General features: G+C 70.2%; 13 protein-coding genes. 9 read left to right on the top strand and 4 right to left on the bottom strand.

Features of this window, described 5'->3' with window-relative positions:
- Positions 1-22 precede the first annotated feature (22 nt).
- From RPX00_RS00905 to RPX00_RS00890, 4 genes are read left to right on the top strand one after another with little or no spacing between them, the layout of a single operon-like run.
- Positions 23-817: a ferredoxin gene (locus tag RPX00_RS00905; protein WP_406636471.1), complete on the top strand. Its 795-nt coding sequence runs from the start codon at positions 23-25 to the stop codon at positions 815-817.
- A complete protein-coding gene (locus RPX00_RS00900) occupies positions 747-2036 on the top strand; it encodes an NAD(P)/FAD-dependent oxidoreductase (protein ID WP_406636469.1) in 1290 nt (429 codons plus the stop codon). Before RPX00_RS00905 ends, RPX00_RS00900 begins: the two co-directional genes overlap by 71 nt.
- Positions 1981-4353 (top strand): FAD/NAD(P)-binding protein, encoded by a 2373-nt coding sequence (locus tag RPX00_RS00895; protein ID WP_406636467.1) that lies wholly within the window; start codon positions 1981-1983, stop codon positions 4351-4353. The genes RPX00_RS00900 and RPX00_RS00895 overlap by 56 nt, the downstream gene beginning before the upstream one ends.
- The gene (locus RPX00_RS00890; protein WP_406636465.1) at positions 4350-5735 is read left to right on the top strand and encodes an adenylosuccinate lyase family protein; all 1386 of its coding nucleotides are present in this window, start codon (positions 4350-4352) and stop codon (positions 5733-5735) included. Before RPX00_RS00895 ends, RPX00_RS00890 begins: the two co-directional genes overlap by 4 nt.
- 580 nt (positions 5736-6315) lie before the next feature.
- Here RPX00_RS00890 and RPX00_RS00885 read toward each other — a convergent pair.
- The 3 genes from RPX00_RS00885 to RPX00_RS00875 all read right to left on the bottom strand — a co-directional run bounded on the left by RPX00_RS00885 (position 6316) and on the right by RPX00_RS00875 (position 11193).
- Positions 6316-8673, bottom strand: a complete 2358-nt coding sequence (locus tag RPX00_RS00885) for a penicillin acylase family protein (RefSeq protein ID WP_406636463.1) — start codon at positions 8671-8673, stop codon at positions 6316-6318.
- A 4-nt stretch (positions 8674-8677) separates the two neighbouring features.
- On the bottom strand, positions 8678-10198 hold the full coding sequence (locus RPX00_RS00880; RefSeq protein WP_406636462.1) for an FAD-binding oxidoreductase: 1521 nt from the start codon (positions 10196-10198) through the stop codon (positions 8678-8680).
- Between the two features lie 518 nt (positions 10199-10716).
- Positions 10717-11193, bottom strand: coding sequence for an RrF2 family transcriptional regulator (locus tag RPX00_RS00875; protein WP_406636460.1), 477 nt, complete (start codon positions 11191-11193; stop codon positions 10717-10719).
- A gap of 93 nt (positions 11194-11286) precedes the next feature.
- Here RPX00_RS00875 and RPX00_RS00870 point away from each other — a divergent pair, with 93 nt between their 5' ends.
- The 5 genes from RPX00_RS00870 (at position 11287) to RPX00_RS00850 (ending at position 17499) form a co-directional block, all read left to right on the top strand.
- Positions 11287-12531: a CynX/NimT family MFS transporter gene (locus RPX00_RS00870; RefSeq protein WP_406636458.1), complete on the top strand. Its 1245-nt coding sequence runs from the start codon at positions 11287-11289 to the stop codon at positions 12529-12531.
- A 49-nt stretch (positions 12532-12580) separates the two neighbouring features.
- Positions 12581-13819 (top strand): FAD-dependent monooxygenase, encoded by a 1239-nt coding sequence (locus RPX00_RS00865; RefSeq protein ID WP_406636456.1) that lies wholly within the window; start codon positions 12581-12583, stop codon positions 13817-13819.
- Positions 13820-13917: 98 nt separating this feature from the next.
- On the top strand, positions 13918-15534 hold the full coding sequence (locus RPX00_RS00860) for a class I adenylate-forming enzyme family protein (protein WP_406636454.1): 1617 nt from the start codon (positions 13918-13920) through the stop codon (positions 15532-15534).
- Entirely contained in the window at positions 15531-16553 is a 1023-nt protein-coding gene (locus tag RPX00_RS00855; RefSeq protein WP_406636452.1) for a methyltransferase, read from the top strand. Before RPX00_RS00860 ends, RPX00_RS00855 begins: the two co-directional genes overlap by 4 nt.
- A gap of 4 nt (positions 16554-16557) precedes the next feature.
- The gene (locus tag RPX00_RS00850) at positions 16558-17499 is read left to right on the top strand and encodes a BTAD domain-containing putative transcriptional regulator (protein WP_406636449.1); all 942 of its coding nucleotides are present in this window, start codon (positions 16558-16560) and stop codon (positions 17497-17499) included.
- Here the strand turns inward: RPX00_RS00850 and RPX00_RS00845 are convergent.
- Positions 17408-18763 (bottom strand): class I adenylate-forming enzyme family protein, encoded by a 1356-nt coding sequence (locus tag RPX00_RS00845; protein ID WP_406636447.1) that lies wholly within the window; start codon positions 18761-18763, stop codon positions 17408-17410. The two genes, RPX00_RS00850 and RPX00_RS00845, sit on opposite strands and share 92 nt — an antisense overlap.
- Positions 18764-18770 lie beyond the last annotated feature (7 nt).

The following is an 18770-nucleotide window of genomic DNA, read 5'->3' as shown; positions in this document are numbered from 1 at the left end:
GGGCATCCGGCAGCTTGCCGCGATGGCCGCGCGGCTGTCGTTTGCCTTGACCTGCTTCGCGCTCTCCTGGGGAGTTTTCGTCAAGACGGGGTGGTTGCGGGCGCTCAGCGGGCGGAAGGCGACAACGAACAGTCACATGGTCTTGGCCACGCTCGCGCTCGCGTTCGGAGGTATCCACGCCACCGCGTTTCTGTTTCTGGCGAACGCGCCGTTCAGCTTGGTGCGGTTGATCGTGCCGTTCGCCGCAGGGGGAACGCTGCGGCACGCGCTCGGCATCATCGGCCTCGAACTGATGCTCGCCATAGCGGTCTCCGTATCCGTGCGCCGGTTCCTGTCCTTGCGGCGGTGGTTGTGGCTGCACCGATTGGCCTACACCGCGCTCGTGCTGATCGCGGTTCACTCCGTGTTCGGAGCGGTGGTGAACGGACATCTCGTGGTCCTGGCGATCGGCGCCGTGGCGCTGTTGCTGCCGACCGCGGTGGTAGCGGTCTTGCGCTTCATCCCTGCCCGGTGGCTGGGAAGCCGTGCGGAAGGGGATCCCCCGCCGTGGTCCGGCTTGGCCGTCAGCGTCGACAGCCGCCGTTGCCACCAGTACGGCGTGTGCCAGCGCGAAGCGGCCGCGGTCTTCCAGATCACTACGGGGGCCAGTTGCGGTACACCGTGCACCCGGAATCGGTGCACAACGAGGAGGTGCGGACGGCGGCCCGCTGCTGTCCGATGCAGGCGATCACGGTGGAGACGAGGCGATGACGGCGGAACGGATCGTGGTGGCCGGTGCCGGGGTCGCCGGGCTGCGGGCGGCGGAACGCTTGCGTGAACTCGGTTTCGGCGGCGAACTGGTGATGCTGAACGGGGAACAGCACCGGCCTTATCACCGGCCCGCGCTGTCCAAGCAGCTGATCACCGGTGAACTGGCGCCGGCCGATCTTCAGCTGCGCAGCTATCTGCCGTTGGAGGCGACCTGGCGGGACTCGGTTTCCGGGCTGCGCGTGGACACCGCGTCGCGCGTGCTCGAACTGCCGGGACAGGAGTATCTGCGGTATGACGGCCTGGTGATCGCCACCGGGGTGCACGCGCGGCAGATGCCCGGTGTTCCCGCGCACAACCCGAGGGTGCATGTCCTGCGCACCCTCGACGACGCCTTCGCGATGCACCGCACGCTGACCGCCGACGCGGGTCCGGTGGTGGTGATCGGCAGCGGCTTCACGGCTTGCGAGGTGGCCGCGACCGCACGCGAACTCGGCCGCGACGTGACCATCGTTTCCCGCTCGAAAACGTTGCTCGGCCGCGCCGTGGGGCCGGCGATCGGGGAGCGCGTCACCCGGCTGCACCGGGAGAACGGGGTCACCTTGATCACCGGTGCCGAGGTGGTGCAATGGCTTTCGCAGCCGTTCGGCGTCACGATGCTGCTGTCCAACGGACAGCCGCTGACGGCGGGCTGCGTCGTCGTCGCGATCGGCGGCGTGCCGACGGTGGGCTGGCTGCGCGGCGGCAATCTCTACCTGAATGACGGCGTGCTGTGCTGGCCGACCTGCCATGTCGTCGGCGCGGGCGACGCGGTGGCGGCCGGTGATGTGGCCGCGTGGCCCAACCATCGGTTCGACACCCAGCCGCGCCGGGTCGAACATTGGCTGAACGCGGTGGAAATGGGCCGCGCCGCGGCGGAAAGCCTGCTCGCCGGGCAGGGACGGGCACGGCCGTTCGAGCCGGTTCCCCGGTTCTGGTCCGAGCAGTTCGGCGTCCGCATCCAGGCGGCCGGAATGCCGTCTCTTGGCCAGTACACGGTCGATCTGCAGAACGACGGCACGTCGAGCGTCACCGGATATCTCGCCGGACACCGGCTGGTCGGGGTGCTCAGCTGGGACAACCCGTCGGCGATGGTGAGATGGGAAGCCGAACTGGAACGCCAGCCGCCCGCCGGGACAGCGCCACCGGTTGCCGGCCCACGCCAGAACCGCGAGCCGAACGTCGCGCCGGGGTTTGCGAAGAAGCACGACGACAGTACGCGGAACGGCATGCCGACGCGGCTGGGGTGACTTCGCCGTCGCGTTCGCCCGCCCGGACCTGTGGTGGCCGATCGCGTTCAACTGGCATCTCTACGCCGACGGCGGCCACCATCGCGTCGCCGTCCACACCGGACCCGACGGCGACGACGGTTTCGCCAGGTTCCTCGTCGTGCTGCAGAACACCTACCTCGACCCGGAACGCGGCGCCGCCCTCGAAATCCACGACCTGCACGCGGCGAACCCCGAAGCGCTCGCCGGTCTGTGGCGGTTCCTGCTCTCGGTCGCTCGGTTCTTTAGCGGGCAATGCGAAAGTGGGACTCGATTGCCGCCGGATCGAGTACGGCACTTAGCCGGAGGAATGATGTCGGTCGACGAGGTCGGTTCTGCTTCCCTAGTGATCTGCGTCGTGGGTGCCGGTCCGCGTGGCGTCTCGGTGGTGGAACGCGTTTGCGCCAACGCCGCGCTCGCGCCCGGCGCACCGGTGATCGTGCACCTGATCGACGCGGCCTGCGACGGCGGCGGCCGCGTGTGGCGCACCGCGCAGCCCGGCGAACTGCTGATGAACACCGTGGCCTCGCAGGTGACCATGTTCACCGACGACAGCGTGGACTGCCGCGGCCCGATAGTGACCGGACCGAGCCTGTACGACTGGGCCAGGGTCATCACGGTGATGGACGGGCTGGACGAGTATCCCGAGCAGGTGCACGCCGAGGCGCGGCGGCTGACCCCGGACTCCTATCCGTCCCGGTCGTTCTACGGCCATTACGTGGGCTGGGTGCTGCGGCGCGTGGTGAGCACCGCGCCGGCGCGGGTTTCGATCGTCTCGCACCGCCGGGTCGCGGTCGCGCTCGACGACAACGTCGACGGCACGCAGGTGGTGACCCTCGACGACGGCACCCGGCTCGGCGACGTGGACGTGGTGGTGCTGGCGCAGGGGCACGTCGGCATGGAACTGACCGAATCGGAACGCGCGCTGCTCCGGTTCGCCGAGGACCACGGGCTCCGGTACTTCCCGCCGGGGAATCCCGCCGACGCGGACCTGGACCGGATCCGCGCGGGCGAATCCGTGGCACTGCGCGGAATGGGCCTGAACTTCTTCGACTGCCTGGCCCTGCTGACCGTCGGCCGCGGCGGGACCTTCCGGCGGGCGTCCGGGCGGCTGAAGTACCTGCCGTCGGGACGCGAACCCCTGATGTACGCCGGTTCGCGGCGCGGGATTCCCTACCACGCGAGGGGAGAGAACCAGAAGGGCGCTTCGGGGCGGCACGAGCCGAAGTTCCTCACCTCGGAGGTGATCCGCTGGTTCCGCTCCCGGGTCGCCGACGGCGCGCCGTTGCGCTTCCGGCGCGACCTGTGGCCGCTGATCACCCGCGAGGTGCGGCTGGCCTACTACCGCACCCTGCTCACCGAACGAGACGGCGTGGCCGTCGGGGAGATGTTCGAGCGGGATTACGTGGCGCTGGCCGAACTGGACGTCGACGGGCTGTCCGAGTCGGAGCTGCTGGACCGGTACCGGATCGCGCCGGTGCACCGGTGGAACTGGGACCGGGTGGTCCGGCCGTGGGGCCCCCGGTTTTTCCGCGACCACGACGAGTACCTGCGCTGGCTGCTCGGCTATCTGGCCGAAGACGTGGCACAGGCCAAACTCGGCAACGTGCGCGGCCCGCTGAAGGCCGCCGTGGACGTGCTTCGCGATCTGCGCAACGAAATCCGGCTCGTGGTGGACCACGGCGGCCTGAGCGGAAGTTCGTATCGCGACGAACTCGAGCAGTGGTACAACCCGCTCAACGCGTTTCTGTCGATCGGCCCGCCGGTGCGGCGGATCGAGGAGATGATCGCGCTCATCGAGGCGGGCGTGCTGCGCGTGCTGCCGCCCGGCATGGTGGCCGGGCCCGCGCCGGGCGGCCGGAAGTTCCGCGTCGGCGCGACCAGTTTGCCCGGCACCCAGTACGACGTGACGACCCTGGTGGAGGCGCGGCTGCCGGAAAACGACATCGCGCGGACCACCGATCCGCTGCTGCGCTACCTGGTTTCCACCGGGCAGGGCCGCGGGTACCGGATTCCCGAAGGCGAGCACGCGCCGGGCGTGGCCTACGAAACCGGCGGGCTGATGGTGACCCCGCGCCCGTACCGCCTGGTCGACGTCACCGGCCGCGCGCATCCGAAGCGGTTCGCGTTCGGGGTGCCGACCGAAACCGTGCACTGGCTGACCGCGGCGGGGATCCGGCCCGGGGTGAACTCGGTGATCCTCGGCGACGCCGACGCCATCGCGCGGACCGCGCTGGCGATGGACGAGCCCGAAGCGCTGAGCGAAACCCGGCCGCGGCGCGAGGAGAACCGGCCATGACACTCGGCACCGATTCGGGTTTGCTCGCTCCGGTCTGGGCGGGCACCGGGCTCGGGGCGCTGGTGTCGGACGAGGCCTGGTTGCAGGCGATGCTGGACGTCGAGGCGGCGCTAGCCCGGGCGCAGGCGCGGCTGGGCGTGGTGCCGGAGCCGGCGGCCGCGGTCATCGCATCGGTCGCCCGCGAGGGCGGGGTCGATCTGCTCGACGTCGCCGAACGGGCGCGGGGTGCGGCGAATCCGGTGGTGGTGCTGGTGGAGCGGTTCACCGCCGCGGTCGCCGCACGGGATCCGGCGGCCGCGGAGTTCGTGCACCGTGGCGGCACCAGCCAGGACATCCTCGATTCGGCGGCGATGGTCGTGTCGGGGCGGGTGCTGGCCGAGGTGGAGGCGGATCTGCGGCGGCTGGGCCGGGCGCTGGCACGGCTCGCGGCCGAGCACCGGAACACCCCGATGGCCGGGCGCACGCTGACCCAGCACGCGGTGCCGATCACGTTCGGGCTCAAGGCGGCCGGATGGTTGCAGCTCGCGCTCGACGCGTTGGAACGCGCGTCGAGGGTAGTGCTTCCGGCGCAACTGGGCGGCGCGGCGGGCACGTGTGCGTCCTATGTGGCCTATGCGCGGCTCGCTACGGGGTCCCCGGCTGGCGGGGGCGTGGAGCTGATGCGTGCCTTCGCCGAGGAGACGGGGCTGGCCGAGCCGGTCGTGCCGTGGCACGCGCTGCGCACGCCGATCGCGGATCTCGGATCGGCCTGCGCGTTCGTGGCCGGGGCGCTCGGGAAGTTCGGGGCCGACGTGCAGATCATGTCCCGCACCGAGATCGGCGAGGTGACCGAACCGGCGGCGGACGGCCGGGGAGTTTCGTCGGCGATGCCGCAGAAGCGGAATCCGGTGCTGGCCACGCTGCTGATTTCCGCGGCTCGGCAGGTGCCGGCGTACGCCTCGATCCTGGTGCAGTGCTTGGTGTCCGAGGACGAGCGGTCGGCGGGCGGATGGCACGCGGAATGGCAGCCATTGCGGGAATCGTTGCGGCTCACCGCCGGGGCCGCGCGCACTGCCGCTGAGCTGGCCGAGGGGCTGACCGCGCATCCGGTGCGGTTGCGCGAAAATCTCGGGCTGACTGGTGGGAGCATCGTGTCCGAACGGCTCAACGCCGAACTGGCCGGTGTCTTGGGCAAGGCGAACGCGAAGAAGCTCCTCGCCGGGGTGGCGCGCCGGGCGGTTGAGGAAGGGCGCTCCTTTGCTGAGGTGTTGGCCGCTGCTCCGGAACTGGCCGACGGTCTTGCTGATCGGCTGCCCGAGTTGCTGGCCCCGGAGGGATATCTGGGTGCCTCGGCGGAGCTGACCGCCCGTGTCCTCACCCGGGCTGCTGCGCTTCTCGCCTGAGTTCCCCGTTCGGCGAGCGAATCCCGCATTCAGGTCCCCCACCCTCCGCATAAAGCTGCGCGGGCAGGTCCGTGAAGGGCCCCTTGAGGGAATCTGATTCCCATGCCAGGGACTTAAGCCGGGTGGCCTCAGCCTGCCTGCCGACTGTCCATCCAGGATGCCAACCCGTGCGAATGCCTGATCGATGTGTTCCTGTTCGCGTTCGCGGGTCGGCGCGGGCGGGTTGTTGTCCGTGAGTCCCTCACGGACAAGCAGGCATGGCCATATGGTTATCAACCCGGCATTTCACCGGGATTGGAGTCCTTTGTGGACGGTCGGCGGTCCGGGACCGCCGGGCTTAGGTCCCCGGCATGGGAATCTGATTCCCTTAAGGGGTCATTCACGGACCACAGCGCCCGCTCCCGCCTCCGCCCGCATGGCCCCGCGATGAGCCATCCCGGCCCTTCAATCTGGGCAGACCCGGCGAAACCGTGCCCATAGCGCCGCCTTAAGTCCCTGGCATTGTCCCGCACTTCGTCGGCGAACGGTCCAGCCCCCGAAAGCGCAAGCACCTCCGGGGGCTGAACCGCACGAAACTGGGCTAACAGGGACGAAGCAGATACCGGTGTTCGACGTTGCGTTCCACCGCAGCGCGAGTATAGAGAAGGGGAAACAAACCGCCGGAGTGCCAGCGTTCGGCGTGGTCTCGGTAGTGCGGGCTGGCCGGATCGCCGGATTGGCCAGGAGCATTGACGGCGCGGGAGTTATCCCAGCCGCCGACGTCGAGCACCATCCGGAAGCTCGCCCCGTTGGTCTGGCCGAAGGCACCGGTCGCCGGATAGGTCGCGGCGTCCACTGTGTACGCCGAGCCGCCGCGCGGGAGCGGGCCCACGCTGGCGCCCAGCGGATGCCCGAAGGTCGTCTGGTGCAGGTTGCCCCAACGCCACGCGGCGGGGTCGGGACCGAGCAGGCGTTTCGCGTCCGCGTAACCGGCCGCGAGGGTCGACAGCAGGAGCGCGTCCCGCTTTGCCGCCGCGTCCGGGCCGAACCAGGTCTCGGGATGCTCCAGCGCTTCCACGGCGACCGCCGCGTCCGGTACCGGGATGAGCGGTTGCACCGCGGGAGGGAGCACGGCGCGCGAGAAACCGGGCAGCAGCTGGCGGGAGAACCACACCTGATACAACGCTGCCGCGGCGGAATCCTCGCGGTCGACCCCGTCCCAGCCGCGCAGCAGGTCGAGTGCGGCGCGGGTGTCCGGATCGGCTGAAGCGAGGTGCGCCGTCAACGCGCGCAACCGGGTCGCGGGCAGGTCGAGCTGGTCGTTCTGCAACGCCGCCGAACTCTCCACCGAACTGCGCGGCGTGGCGGACAGCACGTCGGCGATGCGTTGGTACCGCGACGGATTCGCCCATTCGAAGCCCAGTTTCCGGTCCCGCGCCGGGTAATCCGGCGGCAGGTTGTACTGGTTGGCCGAGGCGACGAACCCCTCCGGCGGATTGACCGAACGGGGCAGCTCGTCGCCGGAGTAGAAACCGGTCCACTCGTAGCGGCCGTCGCCGGGCACCGGCAGCAGGCCGTCGTAGCCGGAGCGCTTGGGGGCCAGCCCGCCGGGCACCCACGCGATCGTGCCGCTGGTGTCCGCGTACGCCTGGTTCTCCGCGGGCGCGCCCCAATTGCGCATCGCGCGGGTGAAATCGTCCAGGTTGCGTGCCCGCATCAGCTTGAGGTTGCCGAAATAGGGCGACATACCGGGTTCGGACCAGCCGGTGCGCAGCGCGAACGCGAGGTGGCGCTGTTCGTCCACTTTGAGCACCGGACCGTGCCGGGTGAACCGCAGCTCCGCCGGACAGGGCGCCTGCCCGGCCACCGGGATCTGCTCGGTGACCGTGCGGAACGATTCCCAGCCGTCGCCGTACCGGTACCGGGTCGGATCATTCGGATCGAGCTGGTAGACGTACAGATCCTCCTGATCGAGCCCGAAGACTGTGAGCCCGAAGGCCACGGTTCCGTTGTGCCCGATCGAGATGCCCGGCTGGAACGGCTCGCCCGCGCCGACCACGTCGATCCCGGGCGCGGACAGCTGCGCGACGTACCGCAGCGAGGGCGCCTTGAGCGCGCGGTGCGGGTCGTTGGCGAGGATGGGCCGCCCGGTCGTGGTGCGCGCGGGGGAGACCGCCCAGTTGTTGGACCCCTCGGCGGGCACGTCGTCCTCCGCGGCGGCCACCCGCACCCCGCCCTGGGCGAAGACGACGTCCTGGGTCGCGAGCTTGAAGGTGTTCAGGACGTCGTCGGTCACCGTGCAGGGGTCGAGCCCCGCCGGGACGGCCGGATCCACGTCGGGCTCGAGCTTCACCCGGATCTTGTCCAGCCGCACGTCGCCGGCGCAGGCCACCTTGGCGCGCTGCACCTCGCTGGTGAGGTTCTTGCTGAGCCCGTGCGTGCGGATGCGCACCACGTCCTCTGGGCTCCACTTCGCGGGCAGGTAGCCGAGCTTGCGGAACTCCTCCGGCATCGCGGCCGGATTCTTCGCCAGCCAGTCGACGTAGGCGTTGACGCCCTCGGTGAACCGGGTCGCCGCCTGCCTCGCGTCCGGCCCGTAGCTTTCCCATTCCCGCCGCATGTTCCCGCGGTACAGGAACAGCCGGGTGGCCCGGTCCTGGTCCACATAGGACGGTCCGAGGACGGCGGAAAGCTCGCCGAGCCCGCGCCGGCGCCACAGGTCGATCTGGAACAGCCGGTCGCGGGCGGCGTTGAACCCCTGGGCCAGGAAGAGGTCGTCGGTGTTCGCCGCGTAGATGTGCGGGACCCCCCAGGTGTCCACGATGAGCTGAACGGGTTGCCGTAGCCCGGGCACCGAGAAGCCGGTGCCCTGTTCGTCCGCCTGGGCGACGGGGCTCAGCCCGCCGCCCAGGAGGACACCGGCGAGGATCGCGATCGAGAACCGGCGACGTCTTCCCATGCGCTCAGCTCCCGATGCTCTGCGAGAACTTGAAGAAGTTGCCCGGGTCGTACTTCCGCTTGACCGTCACCAGCCGGTCGTAATTGCAGCCGTAGTACGCCCACTGCCAGTCGGGCAGCCCGTTGTGGCCGTAGTTGAGGTAGGTGTGGCCGCTCGAGTACGGGTCGATGGCCGCGAAACCGTTGTTCGCCCAAGCCGTAGCCGAGCCGGTGTCGTCCGGGGTGGGATCCGCCTTGGTGACCTCGCCGGAAAAGCCCACGGCGAACTCGGCGTCGCGGTGCGGCCAGGCGGTGTCGCCGACGGGCACCCGGTTGGCCTGCCCGCCCCAGCCCGCGAACACGAGCGACCGGTTCTGCCCGGTCCGCCGGTCCGCGTCGAAGGCGGTGACGATCGGGTTGATCCCGGCCGCCGGGATCGGCCTGGTGAACGTGCGGTACCGGTGCGCGACGAACTTGGTCCGGCCGAGCAGCGCCCCGGGCGTCTGGCCCACGACGTGGCACTGGTCGGCGGTCTTGTCCCCGCAGCCGAAGGCCCGCATCATCGCCGTGTCGTAGGGCAGTTCCTCGGCCGCGTTGGTCGCCGGCGGGGAGCCGACCGCGGAGATCAGGCCGTTGATCGCGGCGTCCGCGTCCGCCTTCGGGCCGAGGTAGGCTCCGACCACCTGCACGATCGGGACCGCGCCGGGCGCGGCGTCCGGCAGCACGATCACCAGTGTGGTGGCCAGTTCGTCCGGGCCGGCGATCAGCCAGGGGGCCCAGGCGGCGATCACGTCGGAGACCTTGGCCCACGGCCAGGTCACCCGGTAGCTGATCACCTTGTCCACCACGGTCGGCCGCGATTCGAACTCGGTGACGATGCCGAAGTTCCCGCCGCCCCCGCCGCGCAGCGCCCAGAACAGGTCGGGGTACTGGCTCGCCGAGGCGCGCACCACGCGGCCGTCGGCGAGCACCACGCGGGCGGAGACCAGCCGGTCGGCGGCGAGGCCGTGCTTGCGGGTCTGCCAGCCGAGGCCGCCGCCGAGCAGGAACCCGCCGGGGCTGACCGTCGGGCAGCCGCCGATGGGCAGGGTGACCCCGTGCGCCTTCAGCGCGGGGATCGAGTCCACGCCCTTGAGCCCGGGACCGAACCTGACGGTCGTGCCCACCGCGGCGTGGTTGATCTTCGAGGTGTCGATGATCAGCCCGGGGGTCGTGGACCAGCCGTTGAAACTGTGCCCGCCGCTGCGGGGCGTCGCGGGCACCCCGTGATCCCGCGCGAACAGCACGCACCGGCGAACGTCCTCAGTGGACACACAGTAGGCGATCGCCTGCGGGTTGATCGGGTCGAACTCCGCGCTGATCAGCCGTTTGGCTTCCAGATAGCCCGAATCCGGCGGGAGGACCAGGGTGCCGGCGAGCTGCCCGCGCAACTGGTTCCAGTCCGTTGTGGACGCGCTTGAGGGGGTGCCGAACATTCCGACGCCGCCGAGGGTGGCGGCCGCGGCGACGCCGGAGCCCACCCGGAAAAATGACCTTCGCGTGTACATGCAATTGCCTCTTTCTCACCGCGTGCGCAGGCGCCGTCCATTCGCGTGGACACGACAACCTGCGAGAGAACGGAATGACGTCGGCCAAAGCGCAATGCTTTCGGCTTGAATTCGACCCCAGATCGATATGTGCGCTTGGCGGGACCACGCACGCTAGCGGCAGGCGGACGAGACCGTCAAGACAAGCCGGCGGTAATTACGACATCCAGCCTAGTCGTTGATCTGGAGGCCCTATTTCCGCGGCGGCTTGACCGATAATTCAGAGCGGCGCGGTAAGTTTCCCACCGCGATCGGCGCGGCACCGGCGGGCAACGTCGCAGACGCGCTCGAAAGCGACGGTGCCCGCCGAATTCGTAACCGGGAAAGGGGAACGCGGTCCAGGACGGCTGTTCCGCGACCTGATCGGGACGGTTTTCGTAGTGCACCGCGCGCGGCTGTCGCATTAGCGGCGACAAGGGGGAATTGTTGTTCAGTATCGCTTCTGGTGTCCGAAGCCGGACCGCGTGCCGATATCCGGGTCAGCGCGCCTTCAGCCATTCCCGGACGTCGCCCAGCGCGGTGCCGCCGCTGTCGACGTCGATGTTCGCGGCCAGATCGGCGATGGTGATCTTGGACAGGGCTTCGGACCAGGCGAGTTCGGCGTTCGCCATCGCGCGGGCGATGGAACAGCGCGTCGAGCAGCGCTCGGGGGCCGCCGCGAGCGGGCCGCGCTTGCGGATCTCCGTGCAGCGGAAGAATTCCGCCGGCCCGTCGATCGCCGCGACGACGTCCAGCATGCTGATCTCCTGCGGCGGCCGGGTGAGCCCGTATCCGCCGTCCTGCCCCTGCGACGAGTGCACCACTCCGGCCCGCGACAGCACCTGCAGGTGCTTGGCGAGATACGCCGGCGGAATGTCGTGCAATTCGGCGAGTCGCTGTGCCGGCACCGGATCCTGTGCCTGGCTGAGCGTGACGCAGCAGTGCAGCACCCACTCGACGCCCTTGGACAGCTTCATGGCCTCAGTGTACGTCTCGGACAATTTATGTCCAAGTCGCCCCGGTTGCGTGCTACGATCCGGACACTAACTGTCCGAGTTGAGGGGTTTGCCTTGACCAACACTGAGAATCAGCCTCGGTCGCCGAGTCCCGCCGCGGGCTCCGGCTCCGCGACGACGGCCGACCGGGCCGCGCTGGGACTCGCCGCGGTGGCGCTGTTCGTCGCGGCGGTGAACCTCCGGCCGGCGATCGCCGCCATTTCCCCGTTGGTGGACACCATCCGGGCGGATCTCGGCCTGTCCGCCGTCGGCGCTTCCCTGCTCACCACGATGCCGACGCTGGCCATGGGCCTGTGCGCCCCGGCGGCCGCGCTGGTCGCGCGCCGGTCCGGGCTGCACGGCGGGGTCCTCATCGGATTGGCGATCATCGGCGTGGGCACCATCGCCCGGGCGCTCGGGCACGCCACCTGGCTGCAGCTCACCACCGCGTTCGTGGTGGGCGCGGGCATCGCGGTCGCCCAGACCCTGCTTCCGGCCGTGGTGAAGGCGCGGTTCGCCAATCGTGCGGGACTGGTCACCGGCATCTACACCGCGGGCCTCGGCCTTGGCGGCGCGGTGGCGGCCGGCGTCACGGCGCCGCTGGCCGACGCGTTCGGTTCGTGGCCCGTCGCCGTGGGTTCGTGGGCGGTCCTCGCGCTCGCCGGAATGGTGATGTGGTCGGCGGCCAAACGGTCGCTGGACCTCGGCGACGCGGCCCCGCGCAAGCTCATGACCAAGGGCCTGCCCTGGACCAGCGCGACGGCGTGGAAGATCACCGTGATCTCCGCGGGCAACTCCGCGCTGTACTACTGCGAGCTGGCTTGGGTGGCACCCCTGCTCACCAACGACGGCGGCCGCAGCGTTTCCGCCGCGGGCGGCCTGCTCACCGCGATGATCTCGATCCAGGTGGTGGCCATGCTCGCGGTGCCCGCACTGCTGGGCGAGCGGACCGACCAGCGGCTCGGCCTCGCGGTCACCACGCTGATGACGGCCGCCGGATTCCTCGGCTTCGCGCTGTTCCCGGGGACCGCGACCTGGTTGTGGATCATTCTCATGGGCGTCGGCCACGGCGGGCTGTTCCCGCTCGTGCTCGCACTGCCGGTCACCGCGGCCCGGGACGCGACGCATGCCGGGCGCATCAGCGGAATGGCCTTCTTCATCGGTTACGCCTGTGCCGCGGTCGGCCCCTTGCTCGTCGGCTTCCTGCGGGATGCCTCTGGCGATTTCAAGCTGGCGTTCATCCTGCTGGCCGCGGTCACCGCACTGATGGTTCTCCCGATCGCGGGGCTGTCGCCTCGGCGGCTGGCCCGGTCGAAGTAAGGGGAACGAGCACTTACCCAAGAAATCCGAGCTGGGGGGTTTGGAAAAGGTGGCTTCCGAAAGAAGAGCACGGGTCGCGATCGTCGGCGCGGGAATCGCCGGGCTGGTGATCGCGACCGTCCTGCGCAGGCGTGGCGTGCGATGCGAACTGTACGAACAGTCTCCGGTGTTCGACGCGGTCGGCGCGGGAATTCAGCTCTCCCCGAACGGGGTGCGGATCCTGCACCGGCTGGGCGTCGCCCCGGCACTGGCGGAGCACGGCGTGCAGGCGCGTTCGATCGAAACGAGGCGCTGGGACGACGGCGGTTTGCTGGCCAGGGTCCCGCACGGTACGGCGTGCGAGGAGTTGTTCGGCGCGCCGTACTACCTGATCCATCGCGCTGATCTCCAGCGCTGTCTGGTGAACATGCTTGCCCCCGGCACGGTTCACCTCGGGCGGGGTGTGGCTCGCGTGGTCGAACGTGCCGACCATGTCGAGCTGCACTTCGCCGACGGGGGACACACCACGGCGGAGCTGGTGATCGGCGCCGACGGGGTGCATTCCGCCGTCCGCGGCGCCGTCGTGCGGGACGAGCCCAAGTTTTCCGGATATTCCGTGTATCGCGGGTTGATCCCCGCCGAGGTGGTGCCTTCCTTCGCGGCCGATCCCCGGGTGATTTTCTGGCTCGGCCCGCGGCGGCACGTCACGTATTACCCGATCGCCGCGGGAAAAACCGTTCACTTCAGCGCCGTGTGCGCCACCGAGGACGGGCGGTCCGGCTCTTCGACGACGGGAGCGGAAACCGAAGAACTCGCCGCGGCGTTCGCCGGGTGGAATCCGGAGGTGCGGCGGGTGGTCACCGCCGCGGCTTCGGTGACCCGCTGGGGGTTGTTCGACCGGGATCTCGCCGACCGGTATGTCAGCGGCCGGATCGCTCTCGTGGGGGACGCGGCACATCCGATGCTGCCGTATCTGTCCCAGGGCGCCAACCAAGCGCTCGAGGACGCCGTGGTGCTGACCGATTGTCTCGACGACGCCGGCCGCGATCCGGTGCGGTCGCTGCGGCACTACGAGGCTCTGCGCCGGCCAAGGACGGCCGAGGTGCACCGGCAGTCCCGGGTACGGGCGGAAACCTTCCATTTCGCCGACGGGACGCGGCAGCAGGAACGGGATTTCCGTCTGGCCGGCGAAACTCTGAACGATCTGGCCTGGCTTTACGGTTTTGACGCGGCCCTGACCCCGGCGCAGCTCGAAGCGCTGAACGGACGGGCCGCGCTGGGGGACCATCGGCCCGAGGTCGTTTCCTAGACCTCGCGCGCGATCGGTCAGCGAACCCGGCGCACCGCATCTGGGGTGGTCTTTGCGGCGGCGGGCGAGTATTCGCATTCAGCGGTACTGGAGGACTGATGCATTCTTTGATCCGCCGCGCGTTGCGCGGAAACGGTTTCTACATCGGCAAGATCTTCGAGGAAGCCGCCCGCCGCGATCCCGGGCTCGAGGTGACCCTCGACCAGCCGTTGCGATGGGCACCCGACCGCGGCACCGAGTTCACCGTCGCCGGACTGGCCGACCTCGTGGACGACCTCGCCGCCCGGTTGTGGGCGGCCGGGGTGCGGCCGGCCGAACGCGTGGCCCTGTACAAGACCAACAACTTCGACATCGCACTGTTCGCTTGTGCGGTGGCCCGGATCGGCGCGGTGCCCGCGCTGCTGTCGCCGTTCCTCGACGGCGAGATCGTCTTCACGCTGCTGCACCGGCTCGAGCGGCCGTGGCTGCTCACCGACAGCGACACGATCGACGGTCCGCTGCACGAGATCCCGGTCGCCGCGGCGACCCGGGGCGTGCTGCTCGCGGCGGGGGCCGAACGGGTCGGCGCCGTCGACCTGTCCGCCATCGCCGAGGCTCCGCGCCGCGACGCGGTTCTGCTGCATCCGCGCCAGCCTTCGCTGATCTCGCACAGTTCCGGCACGACCGGGATCCCGAAACTCGCGGTGCACTGCCCGGAAGCGGGCTACCACCGCCTGATCCCGCAGAAGCTCGCGGCCTGGCCGATCCGGGGCAAGGAGAAGGCCGCGCTGTGCATGACGTTCGTGCATTCGCGGTTCTACCAGGCCCTGGCGATGTGGCTGGAACTGGGCAATCCGCTCGTGATCGCGGTGGACGCGGACCCGGGCCGGGTCGGCCCGCTGTTCGCCCGGACCCGGCCCGGCTACGTCGAGACGCATCCCAACAACTACGTCGACTGGGAAGTGCTCGCGGACGATCCGGCCGAACCGCTGTCCGGCGTGCGCTACTTCGGCGCCACCTTCGACGCGATGCACCCGCGGACCATCCAGCGCATGCTGGGGGCCTCGCATCGCCGGCGGCCGCTTTTCCTGCAGGCGTACGGGCAATCCGAGATCGGCCCGGTGGCGGGCCGGTGGTACACCCGGCGCAGCGCGAAGAACGCCGACGGCCGGTGCGTCGGGATGCCGCTGCCCGGATTCATTTCGATGCGCGTGGTCGGGGCCGACGGCAAACGGGTGAAAACCGGTGCGGTCGGCCATCTCGAGGTACGCAGCCGGACCCGCATCCTCACCTATCTCGGGGAGGACGCGCGGTACGCGAAGGAGGTCCGCGACGGCTGGTGGCGGCTCGGCGACATGGGCTACCGGGATCGCTGGGGCCTGCTGCACCTGCTCGACCGGGAGGTCGACCAGATCGAGTCGATGACCAGCAACCTGGAGGTCGAGGACATCCTCATGTCGCGGCTCGACGAGCTGCGGGAGATCGTGATCGTGGCCGGGCCGCACGGCGAGCCGGTGCCGGTGGTGGCCACCCGCGACGACGGCCCGCTCGATCCGGAGCGCTGGCGGCGGGCCACCGGCGACCTGCCCGCGATGGCTCCGGTATGGCAGTTCGATTTCGCGAAGCTGCCCCGGACCTCGACCTGGAAGATCCAGCGGCACCAGCTGGCCAAACTGGTGCGGGAGGACCGCGGCGCGGCCGCGCGCACCGCGACCGGAAAGGGGAAAGGCGCATGACGACCGCGAGTTCCGCCGAGCGGCACCTGATCGAGCTGATGACCGGCTTCTGGAAGACCGAGGCCGTCTACTTCGCGACCGAGCTGGGCGTCATCGACCGCCTCACCGGGCCGAAGCCGATGTCCGGCACCGAGCTGGCGCTGGCCCTGGATCTGGACGCGGACGCGCTGGGCCGGTTGCTGGCCTACCTCGGCAGCCTCGGAGTGGTGAACGGGAACGAGGCCGACGGCTACGCGCTCAGCGAAGTCGGCGAGCTGCTCCGCTCGGATTCGCCCAGCGCCATGCGGCACCACATGCGCCTCTACGGCGACCACTTCTACCGCGCGTGGGGAGAACTCGCGCATTCGCTGCGCGGCGGCGGGGCCGCGTTCTCCCGGGTGTTCGGCAGCGACCTGTTCGCCTATCTCCGGCAGAATCCCGAGGCTTCGCACGCCTACGAGCGGATGATGGACGCGGGCGCGCCGTTCTTCGCCAAGGTCGGCCGCGCCTACGACTTCTCGCGGGCCCGGCGCATCGTCGACGTCGCCGGCGGCCACGGGTCGCTGCTCGACCACCTCCTGCGGGCGAATCCGGAACCGCGTGCGGTGCTGTTCGACGCGCCGCACGTGATCGAGGAGTCCGAGCGGTACCCGATCGCCCTCGACCACGGCGACCGCTGCGAACGCGTCGGCGGCGATTTCTTCGAAGCGGTCCCGGAATCCGGGGACGTCTACCTGCTGTCCCGGATCCTGCACTGCTTCGACGACGAGGCGTGCCACCGGATCCTGGCCAACATCCGGCGCGCGATGGCTCCGGACGGGAAGCTGGTGATCCTGGAACGGCTCATCACCGGCGAGGACGCCTCGCTCGCGCTGGGCTTCAGCATGCACATGCTGGTGGTGCTCGGAGGCGGCCGGGAACGGGACGAGGCCGAGTACCGCACGCTGCTGGACAAGGCCGGGTTCGCGCTGAGTTCGGTGCACGCGTTGCCGCTGGAGACTCACCTCCTGGTCGCGGCGCCGGCGACGATCCCGGGATGAGCCGATGATCTTCCGGGTGCTCGGGCCGTTGTCCGTGGAGGACGGTGGTCGCTGCCGCACGCCCACCGCGGCGAAGCAACGCCAGGTTCTCGCGTTGCTGCTGCTGAAGGCCAACAGCGTGGTGCCGCTCCCGCAGTTCGTGGAGGAACTGTGGGAGGAGGCCCCGCCCGCCAGGGCCATCGCGGCCCTGCACACCTATGTCATGCAACTGCGCAAGGCGCTGGAACAGCTGCGCCTTCCCGACGGGTCCGGCGGGCGGCTGCTGACCCGCAAGGGCGGGTACGAACTCGTGGTGAACCCGGGCGAACTCGACCTCGACGTGTTCGAGCACCGGGCGCGCGCGGCTTTGGCCGTGCCCGACACCGCGATGCGGGCGCACGGTCTGCGTGAGGCACTGCGGCTGTGGAGCGCGCCCGCGCTGGTCGACGTGGTGGCCGGGCCGATCCTGCGGGCCGCGATCACGGTGCTCCAGCGCAAACGGCTCGACGCGATCAGCCACCGCATCGACGCCGATCTGGCACTCGGGCGGCATCACGACCTGATCGGCGAACTGACCGCGCTCGTGCACCACCACCGCACGCACGAGGAGTTCACCGCGCAGCTGATGCTCGCGCTCTACCGCTCGGGCCGCCAGGTGGACGCGCTGGCCGCGTTCCACCAGCTGCGCAAGGCAGTGGCCGAGGACTCGGGCGGCGCGCTTTCGCGGCGGCTGCACGAGTTCTACACCAACATCCTGTCCGCCGACGCCACCCTGGATCCGCCGTCGAGCACGCGTTCGAGGCTTTCCCTCGACATGGTCGGCGCACTCGGCGGGCCTGGCCGCGCACACCGGCCAGGCCCCCCGCCGGACCTGTTCACCGGCTCTCCACGGCGAGCCGGTGCTTCCGCAGCCCGCTCCGGCTGCGCAGGGCCTTTCCGTTGGGAGTCAAGGGAAGTTCGCGCATGAGGTGGTAGCGGGACGGGAGATTCCCGTCCCGCAGCAACCCGCGGCACCACGCCCGCAACTCCGCCTCGTCCAGTTCGGCCGCACCGACGACGTGCGCCTCCACCGGATCGCCGAGCACCACCGCGTTCGACACCAGCCGGTGCGCGCGCAGCACGGTCTCGATCTCCAGCAGGTCGACGTCGGTGCCGCCGGCCCGTTCGGCGTCGACGCGTCCGCGCAGCCGCAGCGCGCGGTGCTCCGGGTTCCAGGCGACCAGGTCCTGAGTGGACAGCCAGCCGCCGACCCACGGATGGTGTTCGTAGAGGTACGGCGACTGGGGGACGTGCACGTGCAGGACGCCTTCGATGATGGCGGTCCGGATCCCCGGCGCTGGCAGGCCGATGCTGCGCGGCCCGGACCGGCCGCCGAGATCGGTCGCGACGATCCCGGTTTCGGTGGTGCCGTAGGCCTGGCCGATGAGCACCCCGAACCGTTCGGCGAAATCGTCGTAACCGCGCTGCGGCAGGATTTCCCCGCAGGACACGGCGAGCCGGAGCCCGGGCAGCGACAGCGCGTCCGGGGCGGCGGCGAGAAGCTCGAAATGCCGCGGATTGCCGAGGATGACGTGGGCGCTCCGGGCCGCGGCCGCGAGCGACCCGGTGGCGAACACGAGGGTGGCGCCGGTGTTGAGTGCGTGCAGCACCCCGCCGATCAGGCCGAAGGAATGCGTGACCGAATCGAGCAGCAGCACCCGCTCGCCGCGTCCCGGCATGCCGGGGATCGCGGCGAGCCGGTTCAGCTCGCCGAGCAGGGATTCCGGGGTCCGGCCGATCGCCTTGATCCGCCCGGTGGTCCCGGACGAGAACTGGACGAGGCAGTGGCCGGTGCGCGCCGGGGCGCCGCCGGGCAGCCGCCGCACCAGGATCTCGCATTCCTCGGTGAACGTTTCCGTTCGGAGAGCGCCGCCGAGGACGAGCTGAACCTGCGGCGAGCACTGGGCGAACAGCGCGGCCCGGTCGTTCCCGCGCAGCCGCGGATCCAGCAGGAGCACCTGCGCGCCGAGCGACCACAGCGCGAAAATCGACCACAGCTGGGTGAAACTCGGCGTGCCCTGCACCGCGACGGTGCAGCCTGGGCCGATGCCCTGTCCGCCGAACAGGGCGGCGAGCCGGGCCACCTCGGCACGCAGACTGCCGTTCGTGACCGGGCCCGCCGCCCGCGCCCACACCGCGTCGTCCGCACCGCCGCGGAGCAGTTCGGCACCCCACCAGGAATCCAGCGGCACCTTGGTC

The sequence above is a fragment of the Amycolatopsis sp. WGS_07 genome, assembly GCF_045278895.1.
In the GTDB taxonomy this organism is placed as follows: Bacteria; Actinomycetota; Actinomycetes; order Mycobacteriales; family Pseudonocardiaceae; genus Amycolatopsis.
Note: the sequence above shows the minus strand (reverse complement) of the source record. Positions and strands in the feature narration are given on the sequence as shown.

Coding starts and splice junctions, on each gene's coding strand:
- RPX00_RS00875 (WP_406636460.1), bottom strand. CDS start 11,193: ATGAAGCTGTCCAAGGGCGTCGAGTGGGTGCTGCACTGCTGCGTCACG.
- RPX00_RS00905 (WP_406636471.1), top strand. CDS start 23: ATGGCCGCGCGGCTGTCGTTTGCCTTGACCTGCTTCGCGCTCTCCTGG.
- RPX00_RS00860 (WP_406636454.1), top strand. CDS start 13,918: ATGCATTCTTTGATCCGCCGCGCGTTGCGCGGAAACGGTTTCTACATC.
- RPX00_RS00850 (WP_406636449.1), top strand. CDS start 16,558: ATGATCTTCCGGGTGCTCGGGCCGTTGTCCGTGGAGGACGGTGGTCGC.
- RPX00_RS00885 (WP_406636463.1), bottom strand. CDS start 8,673: ATGGGAAGACGTCGCCGGTTCTCGATCGCGATCCTCGCCGGTGTCCTC.
- RPX00_RS00890 (WP_406636465.1), top strand. CDS start 4,350: ATGACACTCGGCACCGATTCGGGTTTGCTCGCTCCGGTCTGGGCGGGC.
- RPX00_RS00880 (WP_406636462.1), bottom strand. CDS start 10,198: ATGTACACGCGAAGGTCATTTTTCCGGGTGGGCTCCGGCGTCGCCGCG.
- RPX00_RS00900 (WP_406636469.1), top strand. CDS start 747: ATGACGGCGGAACGGATCGTGGTGGCCGGTGCCGGGGTCGCCGGGCTG.
- RPX00_RS00855 (WP_406636452.1), top strand. CDS start 15,531: ATGACGACCGCGAGTTCCGCCGAGCGGCACCTGATCGAGCTGATGACC.